Here is a 16,655-nt window from a genome sequence, read left to right on the forward strand (position 1 = left end):
GACTTTTTCATGACCGTTTCTCCTTCCGCAGAACGCCCAAGCCTGCGCTCCCAGCGCCTGAACCAGATCACCACCGCGCCGCACACCCGGCTCGACGCGCTGGTCAAGGCGCACGCGCCGTTTGAAACCCAGCCCAACTTCGCGCGTTTCGTGGTGGCGCAGTACCTGTTCCAGTCGGAACTAGTGGCGCTGTACAACGATGCCGACCTGATCAAGATCGTTCCCGACCTGGCCGAACGCTGCCGCGCCGACGCCGCCAGGCTGGACCTGGCCGACCTGGGCACCGACGTCCCGGCCCCCGTCCCCGGCGCCGTGCAGAACCCGAGCAAAGCCGAAGCCCTGGGCTGGCTGTTCGTCTCCGAAGGCTCCAAGCTGGGCGCCGCGTTCCTGATCAAGCGTGCCGTGGGCCTGGGCCTGAGCGAAACCTTCGGCGCCCGCCACCTCGGCGAGCCGGCCGGCGGTCGCGCCGAAGGCTGGAAGCGCTTCACCCGCACCCTCGACAGCCTGGAATTCAGCGCCGAAGAAGAAGCCGCTGTGGAAAAAGGCGCGATCAATGCGTTTATGCGCTTCACGGTGTTGCTCGAACAGGCTTACGCTACAGCCCCTGAACTGGCCTGATACTCGATTGAAATGCGATCGGTGGGAGGGGCTTTCTCCCTCCCACAATTAGATCTCATCCCAAGCCGATTTTTTGTTCTCCCTACGTTGCACACATCCATGACCGGCAAACCCCAATCCACCTCGAAAATCGCCCAGCTCCTCTTCGGCCTGCTGGCCTATGTCAGCCTGGGCATCGGGTTGGTGGCGATTGTCGTGCCGGGCTTGCCCACCACCGAATTCATCCTGCTGGCCGCCTGGGCCGCCACCAAAAGCTCGCCGCGCCTCAGCGCCTGGCTGGAAAACCACCGCCTGTTCGGGCCGATCCTGTTCAACTGGCGCAACGGCAAGATCATCACGCGCCGCGCCAAAATCAGCGCCACCGCCAGCATGCTGCTCTGCGCCGGCCTGATGCTGGTGATGCTCGATCACGGCTGGCCGATCTACCTGGCCATCGCCGGAATGAGCCTGGGCAACCTGTGGATCTGGTCCCGTCCGGAACGGCTCGCACGCCCTATATAACGCTGGATGTAGGCACTCTCCGACCGCTCATCGCCTACCGCTCATGAAAGCTCAGGTTGCGCCGATGTTCCGGATAATGCGCCGAATGGACTTGGCCCAGCTCGCATACCAACAAGTCCATTCGTGAGTGAACCTATGTTCGATACCCTCTCCATCCGCTTGAAAATCGTCCTGCTGTCCGGCCTCTGCCTGCTGGGAGTGATTGCGCTGGTGGTCGGTATCAACATTTACAACACCGCGCAGAACGACGCGCTGGTCAGCGACTCAAGCTCACGAATGCTCACCGCCAGCGTGGAACAACTGCTGCAAGCCAAGGCCGCCGAACAAGCGGTGCAATTACAGAGAACCTTCGGCGACAGCCTGGTGGCAGTGACCGCCCTCGCCGACCAGGTCAAAGACCTGCGCAACCTGGCCGCCAAGCGCTCCCTCGAACCCGGCGCGTTGCGTGAAGAACTCAACCAGAGCCTGAAAACCGCGTTCGAACGCAACAGCAAGGTGCTGGGGATCTGGCTGGCGTTCGAACCCAACGGGCTGGAGGGCAAGGACAGCGAGTTTGTCGACGACAAGGCGCGTGCCTCCAACGGAAAAGGCCGTTTCTCCAGCTACTGGAGCCGCGCCGGTGGCGAAGGCTTGAACACGATCCTGATCGAAGACGACCTGAACAAGACCACCCCCAACCTCAACGGCACGCCCTACAACATCTGGTACACCTGCCCACGCGACACCCGCCGCACTTGCCTGCTGGACCCGTATGAAGACACGGTGGCCGGCAAGTCTGTGTTGATGACTACCATCGCCCTGCCGCTACTGGTGGACGGCAAAGTCATCGGCGTCATCGGCGTCGACATTGCCCTCGACTCCTTACAAGCCAGCACCGATGCCACGCAGAAAGACCTGTTCAACGGTATGGCGCAACTGCGAATTATCTCCAGCACCGGTTTGATCGCCGCCTACAGTGGCGAACCGGCTAAAGTCGGCAAGAACCTGATCGACACTCTGGGCGCCGAAGGCAAAGGCATCGTGCAACTGCTGGCCAGTGACAACCGCACGATTAGCGAACAGGACGACACCATTCGCGCGGTGTACCCGGTCAAGCCGATTGCCGACGCCAAGTCCTGGGGCGTGGTGATCAAGTTGTCCAAGGCCGTGCTGCTGGCCGACAACGTCAAGCTGCAAGCCGTACTCGACAAGGCCCAGGCCAGCGGCATGCTCAAGACTTTGCTGGTGGCGGCCGTCGCCGCATTGCTCGGGCTGTTGCTGGTCTGGCTGACCGCCACCGGCGTGACCCGGCCGATCAACAGCGTGGCCGCCATGCTCAAGGATATCGCCAGCGGCGACGGCGACCTCACCCAGCGCCTGGCCTACGCCAAGAAAGACGAGCTGGGCGAGCTGGTGAACTGGTTCAACCGCTTCCTCGACAAGCTGCAACCGACCATCGCGCAGATCAAGCAAAGTATCACCGAAGCCCGTGGCACGGCCGACCAGTCTTCAGCCATTGCGCGCCAGACCAGCGAAGGCATGCAGGTGCAGTTCCGCGAGATCGACCAGGTGGCCACTGCGTCCAACGAAATGAGCGCCACCGCCCATGAGGTGGCCAACAGCGCCTCCAACGCCGCCAACGCGGCGCGCGGGGCCGATCAGTCGGCACGCGAAGGCATGTCGATCATCGAGCAGAGCACCCGCGATATCACCACCCTCGCCGACGAAGTCAGCAAGGCCGTGAGCGAAGTCGAAGCACTGGCCGTCAACAGCGAGCAGATCGGTTCAGTGCTGGAAGTGATTCGCAGCATTGCCGAGCAGACCAACCTGCTCGCGCTCAACGCCGCCATCGAAGCGGCACGCGCCGGGGAAAGCGGCCGCGGGTTCGCGGTGGTGGCCGACGAAGTGCGCAACCTGGCCAAACGCACCCAGGATTCGGTGGAGGAAATTCGTCAGGTGATCGAACGCATCCAGAACGGCACCCGTGGCGTGGTGGCGACCATGCACTCCAGCCAGCAGCAGGCCCAGAGCAACGCAGGGCAGATCCATCAGGCCGTTCAGGCGCTGGGCAAGATCAGCGACGCGGTGACGGTGATCAGCGACATGAACCTGCAGATCGCCAGCGCCGCCGAACAACAGAGCGCCGTGGCCGAAGAGGTCAACCGCAACGTGTCGGCGATCCGCAGCGTGACCGAGACCCTCACCGGCCAGGCCACGGAGTCGGCGGCCATCAGCAGCCAACTCAATGCCTTGGCCACTCAGCAGATGAAGTTGATGGATCAGTTCAAGGTGTAAAAACACCACAGGACCAATGTGGGAGGGAGCTTGCTCCCTACACATTTAGAGACCAGGCCAAGCCTGCACAAACGCCGCCAAGTCTTCCTTCGGCGCGGTACGCGGTGGGTTCTGCGGCGTGCCCAGATACAAGAAGCCGATCACCTCCTCTCCCGCCGTCAGCCCCAGGCCCTTGGCCACATGGGCCGAGTAGGACAAATCCCCGGTGCGCCACACCGCACCAATCCCCTGGGCGTAGGCCGCCAGCAGGATGCCATGGGCCGCACACGCCGCCGCCAGCAACTGCTCGGATTTCGGCACCTTGAAATGCTCCTGCAGGCGAGCAATCACCACCACCACCAGCGGCGCGCGCATCGGGCCGTTCTGGGCCTTGTCGAGGGCGGCCTGCGGGGCGTCGGGGTCTTGCAGGCGGGCGGCTTCGACCAGCAACGTGCCCATCTGCTCACGGGCCGCGCCTTCCACGGTGAGGAACCGCCAAGGACGCAACTGGCCGTGGTCCGGCGCACGCATGGCCGCGGCGAACAGCACATCACGCTGCTCCTGGGTCGGTGCCGGTTCCAGCAGGCGCGGCACGGAAACACGGTTGAGCAAAGCGTCGAGAGCCTGCATTGGCCACCTCCAGAGAAAAATGTGCGGTCATTCTAGCGGGAATGAATCGGCATGCCATCAAACGATAATTGCTATTATTCAAACCGCCCCGCCCTGTTAGACTTTGCGACCTTGTTTTTCGCCTTTTTTCAGGAAACTCGATGTTCCGTTCGCTTCTTTGCCTGTCTGCAGGACTAATGGCCATGAGCCTGGCTGCCTGCGATGACGCCCCCCGGTTTACCCAGGCTGAGCCGGGAGAAGCGCGGGCCGGCGGTACAACGACGGTGAACAAGCGCGACCAGAATGCCTTTTCCCTACCCTCGGCCAACCTGTCGCCGACCCGCCGCCTGGATTTCAGCGTCGGTAATAGTTTCTTCCGCAGCCCCTGGGTGATCGCGCCGTCCACCACCACCGCACGCGATGGGCTGGGGCCGCTGTTCAACACCAATGCCTGCCAGAACTGCCATATCAAGGACGGCCGTGGCCACCCGCCGCTGGCCGACGCGCAGAACGCGGTGTCGATGCTGGTGCGCCTGTCGATCCCGGATGCGCCGCCGTATGCCAAGCTCATCGAGCACCTCGGCGTAGTGCCCGAGCCGGTCTACGGCGGGCAATTGCAGGACATGGCCATACCCGGCGTGACGCCAGAGGGCAAGGTGCGGGTCGACTACACGCCGGTCAACGTCACGTTCAAGGACGGCAGCGTCGTCGAACTGCGCAAGCCCAACCTGCAAATCACCCAACTCGGCTACGGCCCGATGCATCCGGACACACGTTTCTCCGCACGCATCGCCCCGCCGATGATCGGCCTGGGCCTGCTCGAAGCGATTGCCGACGCGGACATCCTGCGCAACACCGACCCGAAGACCGCCGACAAGGAAGCCATCGTCGGCCGCGCGAATTGGGTCTGGGATGACGCCCGGCAGAAAACCGTGCTCGGACGTTTCGGCTGGAAAGCCGGGCAACCCAACCTCAATCAACAAAACGTTCACGCCTTTTCCGGTGATATGGGCCTCACCACGTCGCTGAAGCCCGTCGATGACTGCACTGACGCCCAGGTCGCCTGCAAGCAGGCGCCCAACGGCAACGGTCCCGATGGCGAACCGGAAGTCAGCGATAACATCCTGCGATTGGTGCTGTTCTACACCCGCAACCTGGCGGTGCCCGTGCGTCGCGACGTCAACGCGCCCCAGGTGCTGGCCGGGAAAAACCTGTTCTACCAAGCCGGTTGCCAGGGCTGTCACACGCCGTCGTTCACCACGCCAGCCAATGCCGCCGAACCTGAACTGGCCAACCAGGTGATCCGCCCCTACAGCGATCTGCTGCTGCATGACATGGGCGACGGCCTGGCCGATCACCGCAGCGAATTCAAGGCCAGTGGCCGCGACTGGCGCACGCCGCCGTTGTGGGGCATCGGCCTGACGCAAACCGTCAGTGGCCACACCCAGTTCTTGCATGACGGCCGCGCCCGCAACCTGCTGGAAGCCGTGCTATGGCACGGCGGTGAAGCACACGCGGCGCAGCAGCATGTGTTGTCTTTTAATGCCGAACAGCGCGCTGCGCTGCTGACGTTCCTGAATTCTCTATAAGCCTCGACCCACTTACCGAAGGGAGCTCGACATGTTCCGTCCCAAGTTGTTGTTCACCAGCCTGGCCGCCCTCGCCCTCGGCGCCTGCTCACCGCAAGACCCACAAGCGGTGACCTCGGCAGCCATCGCCAAGCAAGTGATCTTGCCGACCTACAGCCGCTGGGTGGAAGCCGACCGCCAATTGGCCGTCAGTGCCCTGGCGTACTGCCAAGGCAAGGAAAGCCTGGACACCGCACGCGCCGACTTCCTTCACGCCCAAAAAGCCTGGGCCGAGCTGCAACCGCTGCTGATCGGCCCGTTGGCCGAGGGCAACCGTTCGTGGCAGGTGCAGTTCTGGCCCGACAAGAAAAACCTGGTCGGTCGCCAGGTCGAGCAACTGGTCACCGCCCAGCCGCAGATCGATGCCGCTGCCCTGGCCAAGTCCAGCGTGGTGGTGCAGGGCCTGTCGGCCTATGAATACATCCTCTACGACGCCAAGACCGACATCGCCGACGCCGCGCAGAAAGCCCGGTACTGCCCGTTACTGATGGCCATCGGCGAGCGCCAGAAAGCCCTGGCCGAAGAGATCCTCGCCAGTTGGAACAGCACCGACGGCATGCTCGCGCAGATGAGCAAGTTTCCCAATCAGCGTTACGCTGATTCCCACGAAGCCATCGCCGACCTGCTGCGCGTGCAAGTGACCGCACTGGACACCCTGAAGAAAAAGCTCGGCACGCCGATGGGTCGCCAGACCAAGGGCATCCCGCAGCCGTTCCAGGCCGATGCGTGGCGCAGCCAGTCGTCCCTGCAAAGTCTGGAAGCCAGCCTCGCTGCGGCCCAGACGGTATGGGTCGGCGTCGACAACAAAGGCCTGCGGGGCTTGTTGCCGTCCGATCAAAAGGCGCTGGCCGAGAAGATCGACGCCGCCTACGCCGCGTCCCTGAAACTGTTCGCCAGCAACCAGCGCACCCTCAACGAACTGTTGGGTGACGACGCCGGGCGCCAGCAGCTCAACGATCTCTACGACAGCCTCAATGTCGTCCACCGCCTGCACGAAGGCGAGTTGGCCAAGGCGCTGGGCATCCAACTGGGCTTTAACGCCAACGACGGTGACTGATGATGCTCAGGCGACAGGCTTTAGCCATTGGCAGCGCGCTGCTCGGCGCACTCACGTTGGGCGGCTGGACGTTGTTCAAGCACAAAGACAAGGGCACGCTGCTGCTGTCGGCGCGCGATGATGCAGACGGCAAACACTATGCCGTTGGCTATCGCCTGGACGGCCAGCGGGTGTTCGCCACGCAGGTCGGTCAGCGCTGCCACGACATCATCAACCACCCGACGCTGCCGATCGCGCTGTTTGTCGCCCGTCGCCCGGGCACCGAGAGTTACCTGATCGACCTGCGTGATGGCGCGCTGCTGCAAACCATCAGCTCGAACGCTGGCCGGCACTTCTATGGCCACGCGGTGATTCACAACAGTGGCGACTGGCTGTACGCCACCGAAAACGACACCTCCGACCCGGGCCGTGGCCTGCTCGGTGTGTACCGGTTCGAAGGCGAGCGGCTAGTGCACAGCGGCGAGATTTCCACCCATGGCATCGGCCCGCATCAGGTGTCGTGGATGCCCGACGGCGAAACCCTGGTGGTGGCCAACGGCGGCATCCGCACCGAGGCCGAAAGCCGGGTGGACATGAACCTCAACGCCATGGAGCCGAGCCTGGTGCTGATGCAACGCGACGGCAGCCTGATCAGCAAGGAAACCCTCGGCCAGCCGATGAATAGCGTGCGCCATATGGGCATCGCAAGCGATGGCACCATCCTCACCGGGCAGCAGTTCATGGGGCCGTCTCAGGAGCGTTCCGAGTTGCTCGCGATCAAGCGGCCGGGGCAGCCATTCGTGGCATTTCCGGTGGCCGATGAGCAACTGCAGGCAATGGGGCATTACACCGCCAGCGTCGCGGTACACAGCGAATTGCGCCTGGTGGCATTGACCGCGCCGCGCGGTAACCGCTTCTTTATCTGGGACATGGACAGCGGCAAATTGCGCCTGGACGGACCTTTGCCGGACTGCGCGGGTGTGGGTGCGGTAGCGGACGGGTTTGTCGTGACATCCGGCCAGGGGCGCTGTCGATTCTATGACTGTCGCCAGGAACAACTGATCGCAAAACCGTTGGAATTGCCGGCAGGGCTTTGGGATAACCATCTGCATCTGATCTGACGGTCAGCCGCTCAGGCTAATCCCGCACTGCGCCTGACAGCCAGATCGCAGGCGAAAAAAAGGGCCTCGTTTCACAAGGCCCTTTTCGGGTGGTTTCGATCGTTTCAACTTTGTGGCCCCACCCCTCGTGACATCCCGAACATGAACAACAGTAGGTCATGATCGGGCTTGACCGTCACCGTCGCCTTCGCGATGCGCGGCAGCAGGCATTGCCCGCCGCTTTGCACCGCACTGAGGACCTGTGTCCGAGGTTGTTCCCATGCAACCAGGGCCAGGGCAGCAACGCCCAACGCCCCGACCAGAAACAGACCTCGAGCTATTTCTAGCTTCATTTGGTTAAACCCTTGATAGCGCTGCCAAACGCCGTCTCGTAAAAGTAGCTGAGTTTTGCCCAGTCGCCATCGCTCCACGACGAATGGCGGCGCAGTTGCAGCATGTCATGGGAGGCCGCCCGATAAGCGGTCAGGCGCTGGCGGCACTTCTCAAAGTCCAGCAGCGCGACTTCCACGGTGGCCGAGTCGGGCTCACCCGTGACTCGCACAAAGATATGCTTGATGTACAGGCAACCATGTTGCCAGCGCCCCTTGTGCATGCGCGCCAACGTCGCTGCGAGTTCCTTGAGCAGGCGCTCATGGACCGCCTCACCGTACTGTTCACGGCCACCGGCGGCGTACCATTTTTCGATTTCGTCGAAACCGTCCAGCGAAGCCGTCACCAACAATGCCTTCCATTGGTGTTGCGGATCACGACGCGCCTCGCAGAACACCATCTCCGGCACCCGCACATTCAACGAGCGCAGGCCCTTGATGGCATCCCGTTCGCGCAACACAGTCGGGCGTCCAAACGGATGGAGCCAACTGCGGTAGATATGCCCGGTCTGACGCTTGCTGTAGAGCAGGCGCCCGGTGGGGCCCGCCACACGCTGCACACCACTTTCACCACCGCGCCGACGATTGGGCTCTTCGACCCACTCGCCCTGCAGGCGCCAGAAATAATCAAATCGCTCTTCGGGAGCTACGTGACTGCCTGCTACGCACTCAACTGCCATCCTGTTACCTCTTGCGCAATACATACACCCGCCACATGGCGTAGAGCGGGATGAAGTCCAGGGATTCCTGAACACGGAAACCGGCTTGCTCAAACTCTGCCTCTACAGTAGCCGCCGGCAATACAAACCGGTTTTGGTAACTTCCCTGCTCACCGTTGTTACGACGTTTTACTTCGACACGCTTGCGTTTCCAGGCCTTGAAGTTGCCATCCACCCACAACGAGATGATCACGCTGTCGCGGGTAACGCGATGAAATTCCCGCAGTATCGCCAGCCGGTGCTCAGGATCACCAATATGGTGCATCAGGCGCATGCAGAAGATGCTGTCGACCGAGTTATCTGGCAAATCGATATCAAAGGCCGATGTCTGCAAGGGTCGTACCCGTTTCACCACATCCGCCGGCTGGGAGAACGTCGCGACCTTCAACATCGACTCCGAATTGTCGGCGCCGATAATCACCCGGTTAGGTTTTTCAGCCAGCAGCGGCCAGAAACGCCCAGCACCACAAGGTAGGTCCAAGACTAGGCCGGGCTCACCGGCCATGGCCAATGCGCCGCGTGCCAATTGCTCGTCACGTTTGTGGGACAGCCGGCGAGCCAAATTGTCCTGATGCTTGAGCAAATAATTCTGCGCATGCTCATCGTCGTACTTATCGGAAAATTCGAGCTTGATCGGGGTAGGCATCTTACGTCTCCGTTTACTGATGCCTACGACCTTAGGTTGCGAAGTGTGACCAACAGGTCAACTCGTTGTGAAAAACTTGTCCTGTCCACGCTCATACATTTCAAGACTTTACAGACATAAATAATGTTAACGGGCCATCTTCGTCGAATTACACCGATCGTTGCCAGCACAGCGGTAGCACGGAAGATCAGGGTTTGACCTGACTCAACTGGACGTGAAAGCGGCAACCATTGGGCTCCATGGTGCTCAAACTGACGCTCCAGCCCTGGTTCTCGCAGATACGCTGCACCAGCGACAACCCCAGGCCAAGGCCTTCACCGCGCTTTTCGCTGCCGCGCACGAAGGGCTCGAACATGGCTTCGCGCTTGTCTTCGGGGATGCCGACGCCAGAGTCTTCCACGACAAAACCACTCGGTTCCAAGGTGAGTCGGATAAAGCCCTGCTCGGTGTAATGCAGTGCATTACGCAGCAAGTTGCCCATCACCGCATGCAGGAAGGTGGTGTTGTAGCGTGTGTCCAGGGGGTTGCCCGGCTGATAGATCAGTTGCAGGCCTTTATGCTCGATCGGCTCGCGCCAGAGGCCAAGCAAATCATCCGCCACCTGTGTGAGGGTTACTCGGGGCGACATGGTGGCGTCGTTGTGCTGGGCGCGCGCCAGCATCAGGAAGGTCTGCACCAGTTCGCGCATTTCTTCGCAGGCCCTGGCGATGCGCAGCACCTGGTTGCGCCCGCGCTCGTCGATGGCCGGGTTTTCCAGCAGCAACTCGCAGGAACTGGCCAGGACCATCAACGGCGTGCGCAATTCGTGGCTCACGTCACTGGTAAACAACTGCTCGCGGGACAGTGCCTGGCGTAAACGGCCCAACGTGGCGTCGAAGGCCACGGCCAGTTCGCCCACTTCATCAGCAGCGTAATCCGGCGCCAGGGGCGGCGCCAGGCCGAGCAACTGGTCACGATGACGCACCTGGCGCGCCAGGCGCACCACCGGTGCCATCACCTTGCGGGCCAGCACCCAGCCAAGGAAGACCGCCAACGCCAGGCTGAGCACGAAGCCCACCAGCACCACCGCGAACAGCACGCGCTCGCGTTCTTCGAAATCACTCTGGTCCTGCAGCAGCACATAGCGCCGCCCGTCAACCACTTCGACCATGGCGTGGTACGACAACGCCTCGCGGAACACTTCATGGAAACCGGGTTCCAGGTGCCGCAGGTCCTTGGGCAGCTCAAAATCCCCGCGCCCGCCGCTGAAATAGAACAACTGATCCGGCTCGGGTCGGTGGCTCCAGTCTTCGACGCTGTCCATCAGCAGCAGGCGCTGCAAGTCGCCGCCCAAACCGGCCGAAATCAGCTTCTCTTCCACCAGATGCACCGTCGCGATGATACCTATGGCGAAGGCGCCTGCCACCAACGCGCTCATCAAGGCAAAGGCGATGATGATCCGCTGGGCAAGACTTTGCTTAAACTCCATCACGACCCTCGGCCAGGCGGTAACCCACACCGTGTACCGTTTGCAGCAATGGTTTGGCGAAAGGTTTATCGATCACTTGGCGCAACTGATGGACGTGACTGCGCAGGCTGTCACTGTCGGGACAATCATCCCCCCATAGCGCTTCTTCGAGAATTTCCCGACGCAGTACGTGGGGACTTTTCTGCATCAACACCGCCAACAGCTTCAGGCCCACCGGGTTGAGTTTGAGCAGGCGCCCTTCTCGGGTGACTTCCAGGGTATCGAGGTCGTAATGCAGGTCGGCCACCTGCAGGGCACGGCGTCCGCCGCCGTGGGCGCGGCGCAGCACGGCTTCGATGCGCGCGGCCAGTTCCGACAGGGCAAACGGCTTGAGCAAGTAGTCATCGGCGCCGGACTTGAAGCCCTGCAGCCGGTCATCCAACTGATCGCGGGCGGTGAGCATGATCACCGGCGTGTCGCGGCGCGCGTCTTCACGCAGGCGTTTGCACAAGGTGTAGCCATCGATGCCAGGCAGCATGATGTCGAGCACGATCAAGTCGTAGTGCTCGGTGGCGGCCAGGTGCAGGCCCGACAAACCGTCCTGCGCGCAGTCCACGGTGTAGCCTTTGAGCCCCAGGTAATCCGCCAGGTTGGCCAGAATATCGCGGTTGTCTTCAACCAATAAAATTCGCATGGGCAGTGTCTCCGTACTTTCGTGCCAGCCGTGTGTTGGCTCGCGCAGCTTAAGGCCAAGTGATGCTCAGGGATAGAGCCTAACCGTTGGTCAATAAAGGTTTTCAACCGATTGGGGCGCCGAATGAGTTTTTCACTATAGCTTCACAAACTGATTACAGTGTCAGGGCGAAGATCGCACCCATTGATATAAGGAAGCGGGACATGGGGTTTCTCAAAACAGCGCCGATGCGCTATTTGCTGTTGGTAACGGGTGCCTGGCTGGCTATTTTCCTGCTTACCCGCAGCGTATTGCTGGTTACGCACCTCGATGAAGTCGGCGGCAATCTGCTGCCGGTATTTGGCGTGGGTCTGCTGTATGACCTCGGTTTTCTCGCCTATGCCGCCCTGCCTCTGGGGCTGTACCTGTTGCTGTGTCCGCCCGCGCTGTGGCGCCGCCGTGGCCATCGCTGGTTCCTGCAGGCGGTGCTCACCGTCAGCCTGTTCGCAATGCTGTTCACCTCGGTGGCCGAATGGCTGTTCTGGGACGAATTCGGCGTGCGCTTCAACTTTATCGCCGTCGACTACCTGGTGTACTCCGATGAAGTCCTGAACAACCTGCTGGAATCCTACCCCATCGGCAAGTTGCTCAGTTTGCTGGCGATGCTGGCCATCGTGTTGAGCCTGGCTTTGCGCAAGCCGTTCAATGCCGCAATGAATGCTCCGCTGCCGCCCATGCGCGGCCGCCTGTTGAATGCCTTGGCACTGTTGGTCGTCGGGGGTCTGAGCCTGCAGTTGATCAGCCAGGACAGCCCGCGCGCGCAAGGCGGCAACGCCTACAAGAACGAACTGGCGAGCAATGGCCCGTATCAGTTTTTCGCCGCCTTCCGTAACAACGAACTGGACTACTCACAGTTCTACAAGAGCCTGCCGACCGACGTCGTGGCCAAGCAGTTGCGCGCCGAACTCAGCGAGCCCAATGCGCGCTTTATCGGCCAGGACCCGCTGGATATCCGCCGCGCCATTACCCACCCGGGCCCCCTGCGCAAACCCAATATCGTGCTGGTGACCATCGAAAGTTTCAGCGCCAAATACATGGGCAGCAATGGCGACGGGCGCAACCTCACGCCGAATCTCGACGTCTTGCGTCAACAAAGCCTGTACTTCAATAACTTCTACGCCACCGGTACCCGCACCGACCGTGGCCTGGAGGCGATCACCCTGGCAATCCCACCGACGCCGGGACGCTCTATCGTCAAACGTATTGGCCGGGAAAGCGGCTTCGCGAGCCTGGGGCAACAACTCACGGCCATCGGTTACGACAGCGTGTTTGTGTATGGCGGGCGTGGTTATTTCGACAACATGAATGCGTTCTTCAGCGGCAACGGTTATCGCGTCGTGGACCAGAGCAGCGTGCCCGAGGCAGAAATCTCGTTCAAGAACGCCTGGGGTATGGCTGACGAGGATCTGTACAAACAGACCCTGAAGCTGGCCGACGAGGACTACGCCAAACAGCAGCCGTTTTTGCTGCAACTGATGACCACGTCCAACCATCGCCCTTACACCTACCCGGACGGGCGCATCGATATCAAATCCGGCAATGGCCGCGACGGTGCGGTGAAGTACACCGATCATGCCATCGGCCAATTCCTGGAAGCGGCGCGGCAGAAACCCTGGTTCGATAACACCATCTTCGTCTTCGTCGCCGACCACACTGCCGGCAGTGCGGGCAAGGAAGACCTGCCCATTGCCAACTATCAGATTCCACTGTTCATCTATGCGCCCAAGCTGATCGACGCACGGGAATCGGCACAACTGGCCAGCCAGATCGACCTGGCGCCGACCCTGCTGGGCCTGATCAACCTGAACTATGAATCGACCTTCTTTGGCCGCGACCTGTTGCAGGACAACCCATTGCCCCCTCGGGTCGTAGTCGGCAACTACCAGCACCTGGGGTTATTCGACGGCAAAGACCTGGCGATTCTCAGCCCACGCCAGGGCCTGCGCCGCCACGACGAGGCGCTGGGTGAGAGCCAGGAATTGCGGGTCGGCAGCGATGACCCGCTGATCCTGCGGGCGATCACCTACTACCAGGCCGCCAGTTATGGTTTCAAACAACAACTGCTGAGCTGGAGGGTCCCCAAGGAAGAGGCCCCGGCAGTGAGCACGCGCTAAGCAAAACGTCCCTTACTGCCAAGTACGGGACTTCTTTATAGGTTTACACACCCGCATAAAAAACCCCGCCTGCATCGCTGCAGGCGGGGTTTTTCAGTCGCCGGGTAAGGCTGGCTTACATCATGCCGCCCATGCCACCCATGCCGCCCATGTCTGGCATACCGCCGCCAGCCGAGCCGTCTTTCTTCGGTGCATCAGCGATCGCCGCTTCGGTGGTCAGGATCAGACCGCCGATGGAGGAAGCTGCTTGCAGCGCGGAACGAGTCACCTTGGTAGGGTCCAGGATGCCCATTTCGATCATGTCGCCGTACTCGCCAGTCGCAGCGTTGTAACCGTAGTTACCTTTGCCGTTCTTGACTTCGTTGACCACAACGCTTGGCTCGTCGCCGGAGTTGGCAGCGATCTGACGCAGCGGTGCTTCAACAGCACGACGCAGTACAGCGATACCGACGTTCTGGTCAGCATTGTCGCCGGTCAGGTTGGTCAGGGCTTCCAGAGCACGGATCAGCGCAACGCCACCGCCAGGTACCACGCCTTCTTCAACGGCCGCACGGGTTGCATGCAGGGCGTCTTCAACGCGGGCTTTCTTCTCTTTCATTTCAACTTCGGAACCAGCGCCAACCTTGATCACTGCAACGCCGCCGGACAGCTTGGCCAGACGCTCTTGCAGTTTTTCACGGTCGTAGTCCGAGGAAGTTTCGGCAACCTGGGCACGGATCTGAGTGATGCGCGCCTGAATGTCGGCCTCTACGCCAGCACCGTCGACGACGATGGTGTTTTCCTTGGAGATGGTCACACGCTTGGCGCTACCCAGGTTTTCCAGGGTGGCGCTTTCCAGGCTCAGGCCGATCTCTTCGGAGATAACGGTACCGCCGGTCAGAACGGCGATGTCCTGCAGCATGGCCTTGCGACGGTCGCCGAAGCCTGGAGCCTTGACGGCTGCAACTTTGACGATGCCACGCATGTTGTTCACAACCAGAGTCGCCAGGGCTTCGCCTTCAACGTCTTCGGAAACGATCAGCAGTGGGCGACCGGCTTTGGCAACAGCTTCCAGCACCGGCAGCATTTCGCGGATGTTGGAGATCTTTTTGTCGACCAGCAGGATCAGCGGGTTTTCCAGCTCGGCAACCATGGTTTCCGGCTTGTTGACGAAGTACGGGGACAGGTAGCCACGGTCGAACTGCATGCCTTCTACAACCGACAGTTCGTTTTCCAGGCCTGTGCCTTCTTCAACAGTGATCACGCCTTCTTTACCGACTTTTTCCATGGCTTCGGCAATGATGTCGCCGATGGAGTTGTCGGAGTTGGCGGAGATGGTGCCTACCTGAGCGATAGCCTTGGTGTCAGCGCATGGCTTGGACAGGTTTTTCAGCTCAGCGACGATGGCGATGGTCGCCTTGTCGATGCCGCGCTTGAGGTCCATCGGGTTCATGCCGGCAGCGACGGCTTTGTAGCCTTCGTTGACGATTGCCTGAGCCAGAACGGTGGCGGTGGTGGTGCCGTCGCCTGCGTCATCGTTGGCACGGGAGGCAACGTCTTTGACCAGCTGCGCGCCCATGTTTTCGAAACGGTCTTCCAGTTCGATTTCTTTGGCTACGGAAACGCCGTCCTTGGTGATGGTCGGAGCGCCGAAGCTCTTCTCGATGATCACGTTACGGCCTTTCGGGCCCAGGGTCGCTTTTACTGCGTCAGCCAGGATGTTGACACCTGTGAGCATTTTCTTGCGGGCGGAATCGCCGAATTTAACTTCTTTAGCAGCCATGATCGATATTCCTTAAATACTTTGTAGTAACGGGAAAATGAGCGGGGAATCAGTCTTCCAGAACGGCGAGAATTTCGTTCTCGCTCATTACCAGCAGGTCTTCGCCGTCGACTTTCACGGTGTTGCTGCCGGAGTAAGGGCCGAAAACAACCTTGTCACCCACTTTCACAGCCAGCGCACGTACTTCACCGTTTTCCAGAGCCTTGCCTGGGCCAGCAGCGATGATCACACCGTGGTTGGCCTTTTCAGCAGCCGAACCTGGCAGAACGATACCGCCAGCGGTTTTCTTTTCTTCTTCGCTGCGACGGATTACGACGCGGTCGTGCAGAGGACGAAGCTTGCTCATTGTCGATCTCTCCTAATTGTGTTTTTCATCGGCCGGTGTCAATACCGGCAAGTTGTATTCCGGCGGTGCCGGTCGCGCCTCGCCAAGCAAGACGCGGAAGTCTGTCTGGTGTCGCCACCAGAAACCTTGCGGTGACCGTTACATAAGGGCGCATAAGCATATTACAAGGGGCGGGGGATGAATTTTTTTGCGTCTGCCAGCCCATAAAAACAACGCGGCACCCGAAGGTGCCGTGCCAGTGACGCAGTTATTGACTGTCGCGATGCTCGAACTCACCTTCGATCACATCACCTTCGCGTCCCAACGGCTGGCGCGGAGCCGGGCCGCCACGGGGTTGCAGGTCGTCTGCGAACGCGCGCTGGCGAATCGCAGCCTCTTCGGCACGCTGGCGCATTTTGCCCGCCAACAGCTTGCGGGTGAAGGGCAGCAACATGACCAGGCCGAGCACATCGCTGATAAAGCCCGGCAGGATCAACAGGCCTCCGGCCAGGGCCATCATCAGGCCTTCGAGCATGGTTTGTGCCGGCAATTCACCACGATTCAGGCTTTCACGGGCACGCAACGCCGTGGCCAGACCGGCGACGCGCAGCACCAAAACGCCGAGCATCGAGCCGAGAATGATCAGCAGCAGCGCCGGGAAAAACCCGATCGCACCGCTGACTTTTACGAATACGAACAGCTCCAACACCGGGAACAGCAGAAAGAGCAATAAAAAAGGGCGCATCAAATGGTTTCCTCAACGCAAGAATGCCTT

At 60.9% G+C, this 16,655-nt stretch carries 16 protein-coding genes; 7 read left to right on the plus strand and 9 right to left on the minus strand.

The window, feature by feature from the left end; all coding sequences use genetic code 11:
* Positions 1–9 precede the first annotated feature (9 nt).
* From ACS5Q8_RS23380 to ACS5Q8_RS23390, 3 genes are all read left to right on the plus strand, one after another.
* The gene (locus ACS5Q8_RS23380) at positions 10–618 is read left to right on the plus strand and encodes a biliverdin-producing heme oxygenase (RefSeq protein ID WP_276194660.1); all 609 of its coding nucleotides are present in this window, start codon (positions 10–12) and stop codon (positions 616–618) included.
* Positions 619–717: 99 nt separating this feature from the next.
* The gene (locus ACS5Q8_RS23385; RefSeq protein ID WP_426100154.1) at positions 718–1,119 is read left to right on the plus strand and encodes a YbaN family protein; all 402 of its coding nucleotides are present in this window, start codon (positions 718–720) and stop codon (positions 1,117–1,119) included.
* Between the two features lie 135 nt (positions 1,120–1,254).
* On the plus strand, positions 1,255–3,393 hold the full coding sequence (locus ACS5Q8_RS23390; RefSeq protein ID WP_465159480.1) for a methyl-accepting chemotaxis protein: 2,139 nt from the start codon (positions 1,255–1,257) through the stop codon (positions 3,391–3,393).
* Between the two features lie 45 nt (positions 3,394–3,438).
* Here the strand turns inward: ACS5Q8_RS23390 and ACS5Q8_RS23395 are convergent, their stop codons facing one another.
* Positions 3,439–4,002, minus strand: a complete 564-nt coding sequence (locus tag ACS5Q8_RS23395) for a nitroreductase family protein (RefSeq protein ID WP_276194662.1) — start codon at positions 4,000–4,002, stop codon at positions 3,439–3,441.
* A gap of 140 nt (positions 4,003–4,142) precedes the next feature.
* On the opposite strand from ACS5Q8_RS23395, the gene ACS5Q8_RS23400 reads away from it, so the two are divergent.
* The 3 genes from ACS5Q8_RS23400 to ACS5Q8_RS23410 are packed head-to-tail and all read left to right on the plus strand — an operon-like array spanning position 4,143 to position 7,766.
* Entirely contained in the window at positions 4,143–5,570 is a 1,428-nt protein-coding gene (locus ACS5Q8_RS23400) for a di-heme oxidoreductase family protein (protein WP_426100155.1), read from the plus strand.
* 31 nt (positions 5,571–5,601) lie between these two features.
* Positions 5,602–6,666 (plus strand): imelysin family protein, encoded by a 1,065-nt coding sequence (locus tag ACS5Q8_RS23405; RefSeq protein WP_247399748.1) that lies wholly within the window; start codon positions 5,602–5,604, stop codon positions 6,664–6,666.
* A gap of 2 nt (positions 6,667–6,668) precedes the next feature.
* Positions 6,669–7,766, plus strand: a complete 1,098-nt coding sequence (locus ACS5Q8_RS23410; RefSeq protein ID WP_465160373.1) for a DUF1513 domain-containing protein — start codon at positions 6,669–6,671, stop codon at positions 7,764–7,766.
* 104 nt (positions 7,767–7,870) lie between these two features.
* On the opposite strand, the gene ACS5Q8_RS23415 is transcribed toward ACS5Q8_RS23410, so the two are convergent.
* The 5 genes from ACS5Q8_RS23415 to colR all read right to left on the minus strand — a co-directional run bounded on the left by ACS5Q8_RS23415 (position 7,871) and on the right by colR (position 11,640).
* A complete protein-coding gene (locus ACS5Q8_RS23415) occupies positions 7,871–8,098 on the minus strand; it encodes a hypothetical protein (protein WP_276194664.1) in 228 nt (75 codons plus the stop codon).
* The gene (locus ACS5Q8_RS23420) at positions 8,095–8,814 is read right to left on the minus strand and encodes a lipopolysaccharide kinase InaA family protein (RefSeq protein WP_276194665.1); all 720 of its coding nucleotides are present in this window, start codon (positions 8,812–8,814) and stop codon (positions 8,095–8,097) included. Before ACS5Q8_RS23420 ends, ACS5Q8_RS23415 begins: the two co-directional genes overlap by 4 nt.
* 4 nt (positions 8,815–8,818) lie before the next feature.
* Entirely contained in the window at positions 8,819–9,499 is a 681-nt protein-coding gene (locus ACS5Q8_RS23425) for a class I SAM-dependent methyltransferase (RefSeq protein WP_276194666.1), read from the minus strand.
* Between the two features lie 187 nt (positions 9,500–9,686).
* A complete protein-coding gene (locus ACS5Q8_RS23430; RefSeq protein ID WP_276194667.1) occupies positions 9,687–10,967 on the minus strand; it encodes a sensor histidine kinase in 1,281 nt (426 codons plus the stop codon).
* Positions 10,957–11,640, minus strand: a complete 684-nt coding sequence (colR, locus tag ACS5Q8_RS23435) for a two-component system response regulator ColR (RefSeq protein ID WP_046382217.1) — start codon at positions 11,638–11,640, stop codon at positions 10,957–10,959. Before colR ends, ACS5Q8_RS23430 begins: the two co-directional genes overlap by 11 nt.
* Positions 11,641–11,843: 203 nt before the next feature.
* On the opposite strand from colR, the gene ACS5Q8_RS23440 reads away from it, so the two are divergent.
* Positions 11,844–13,793 (plus strand): LTA synthase family protein, encoded by a 1,950-nt coding sequence (locus tag ACS5Q8_RS23440; protein ID WP_443694789.1) that lies wholly within the window; start codon positions 11,844–11,846, stop codon positions 13,791–13,793.
* A 115-nt stretch (positions 13,794–13,908) separates the two neighbouring features.
* Here ACS5Q8_RS23440 and groL read toward each other — a convergent pair whose 3' ends face one another.
* The 3 genes from groL to ACS5Q8_RS23455 form a co-directional block, all read right to left on the minus strand.
* Positions 13,909–15,555, minus strand: coding sequence for a chaperonin GroEL (gene groL / locus ACS5Q8_RS23445; RefSeq protein WP_247399719.1), 1,647 nt, complete (start codon positions 15,553–15,555; stop codon positions 13,909–13,911).
* Positions 15,556–15,604: 49 nt separating this feature from the next.
* Positions 15,605–15,901 carry a co-chaperone GroES gene (locus ACS5Q8_RS23450; protein ID WP_094953007.1) on the minus strand — a complete coding sequence of 99 codons (297 nt, stop codon included), beginning with the start codon at positions 15,899–15,901 and terminating at the stop codon, positions 15,605–15,607.
* A 247-nt stretch (positions 15,902–16,148) separates the two neighbouring features.
* Entirely contained in the window at positions 16,149–16,625 is a 477-nt protein-coding gene (locus tag ACS5Q8_RS23455; RefSeq protein ID WP_426100157.1) for an FxsA family protein, read from the minus strand.
* Between the last annotated feature and the right edge of the window lie 30 nt (positions 16,626–16,655).

It is taken from the genome of Pseudomonas sp. PAMC25584 (genome assembly GCF_058135675.1).

Bases quoted from the DNA above. Each gene is read 5' to 3' on its own strand.
- groL (WP_247399719.1), bottom strand. From the start codon at position 15,555: ATGGCTGCTAAAGAAGTTAAATTCGGCGATTCCGCCCGCAAGAAAATG.
- ACS5Q8_RS23385 (WP_426100154.1), top strand. From the start codon at position 718: ATGACCGGCAAACCCCAATCCACCTCGAAAATCGCCCAGCTCCTCTTC.
- ACS5Q8_RS23425 (WP_276194666.1), bottom strand. From the start codon at position 9,499: ATGCCTACCCCGATCAAGCTCGAATTTTCCGATAAGTACGACGATGAG.
- ACS5Q8_RS23415 (WP_276194664.1), bottom strand. From the start codon at position 8,098: ATGAAGCTAGAAATAGCTCGAGGTCTGTTTCTGGTCGGGGCGTTGGGC.
- ACS5Q8_RS23400 (WP_426100155.1), top strand. From the start codon at position 4,143: ATGTTCCGTTCGCTTCTTTGCCTGTCTGCAGGACTAATGGCCATGAGC.
- ACS5Q8_RS23450 (WP_094953007.1), bottom strand. From the start codon at position 15,901: ATGAGCAAGCTTCGTCCTCTGCACGACCGCGTCGTAATCCGTCGCAGC.
- ACS5Q8_RS23410 (WP_465160373.1), top strand. From the start codon at position 6,669: ATGCTCAGGCGACAGGCTTTAGCCATTGGCAGCGCGCTGCTCGGCGCA.
- ACS5Q8_RS23430 (WP_276194667.1), bottom strand. From the start codon at position 10,967: ATGGAGTTTAAGCAAAGTCTTGCCCAGCGGATCATCATCGCCTTTGCC.
- ACS5Q8_RS23455 (WP_426100157.1), bottom strand. From the start codon at position 16,625: ATGCGCCCTTTTTTATTGCTCTTTCTGCTGTTCCCGGTGTTGGAGCTG.
- colR (WP_046382217.1), bottom strand. From the start codon at position 11,640: ATGCGAATTTTATTGGTTGAAGACAACCGCGATATTCTGGCCAACCTG.
- ACS5Q8_RS23390 (WP_465159480.1), top strand. From the start codon at position 1,255: ATGTTCGATACCCTCTCCATCCGCTTGAAAATCGTCCTGCTGTCCGGC.
- ACS5Q8_RS23380 (WP_276194660.1), top strand. From the start codon at position 10: ATGACCGTTTCTCCTTCCGCAGAACGCCCAAGCCTGCGCTCCCAGCGC.
- ACS5Q8_RS23405 (WP_247399748.1), top strand. From the start codon at position 5,602: ATGTTCCGTCCCAAGTTGTTGTTCACCAGCCTGGCCGCCCTCGCCCTC.
- ACS5Q8_RS23420 (WP_276194665.1), bottom strand. From the start codon at position 8,814: ATGGCAGTTGAGTGCGTAGCAGGCAGTCACGTAGCTCCCGAAGAGCGA.
- ACS5Q8_RS23440 (WP_443694789.1), top strand. From the start codon at position 11,844: ATGGGGTTTCTCAAAACAGCGCCGATGCGCTATTTGCTGTTGGTAACG.
- ACS5Q8_RS23395 (WP_276194662.1), bottom strand. From the start codon at position 4,002: ATGCAGGCTCTCGACGCTTTGCTCAACCGTGTTTCCGTGCCGCGCCTG.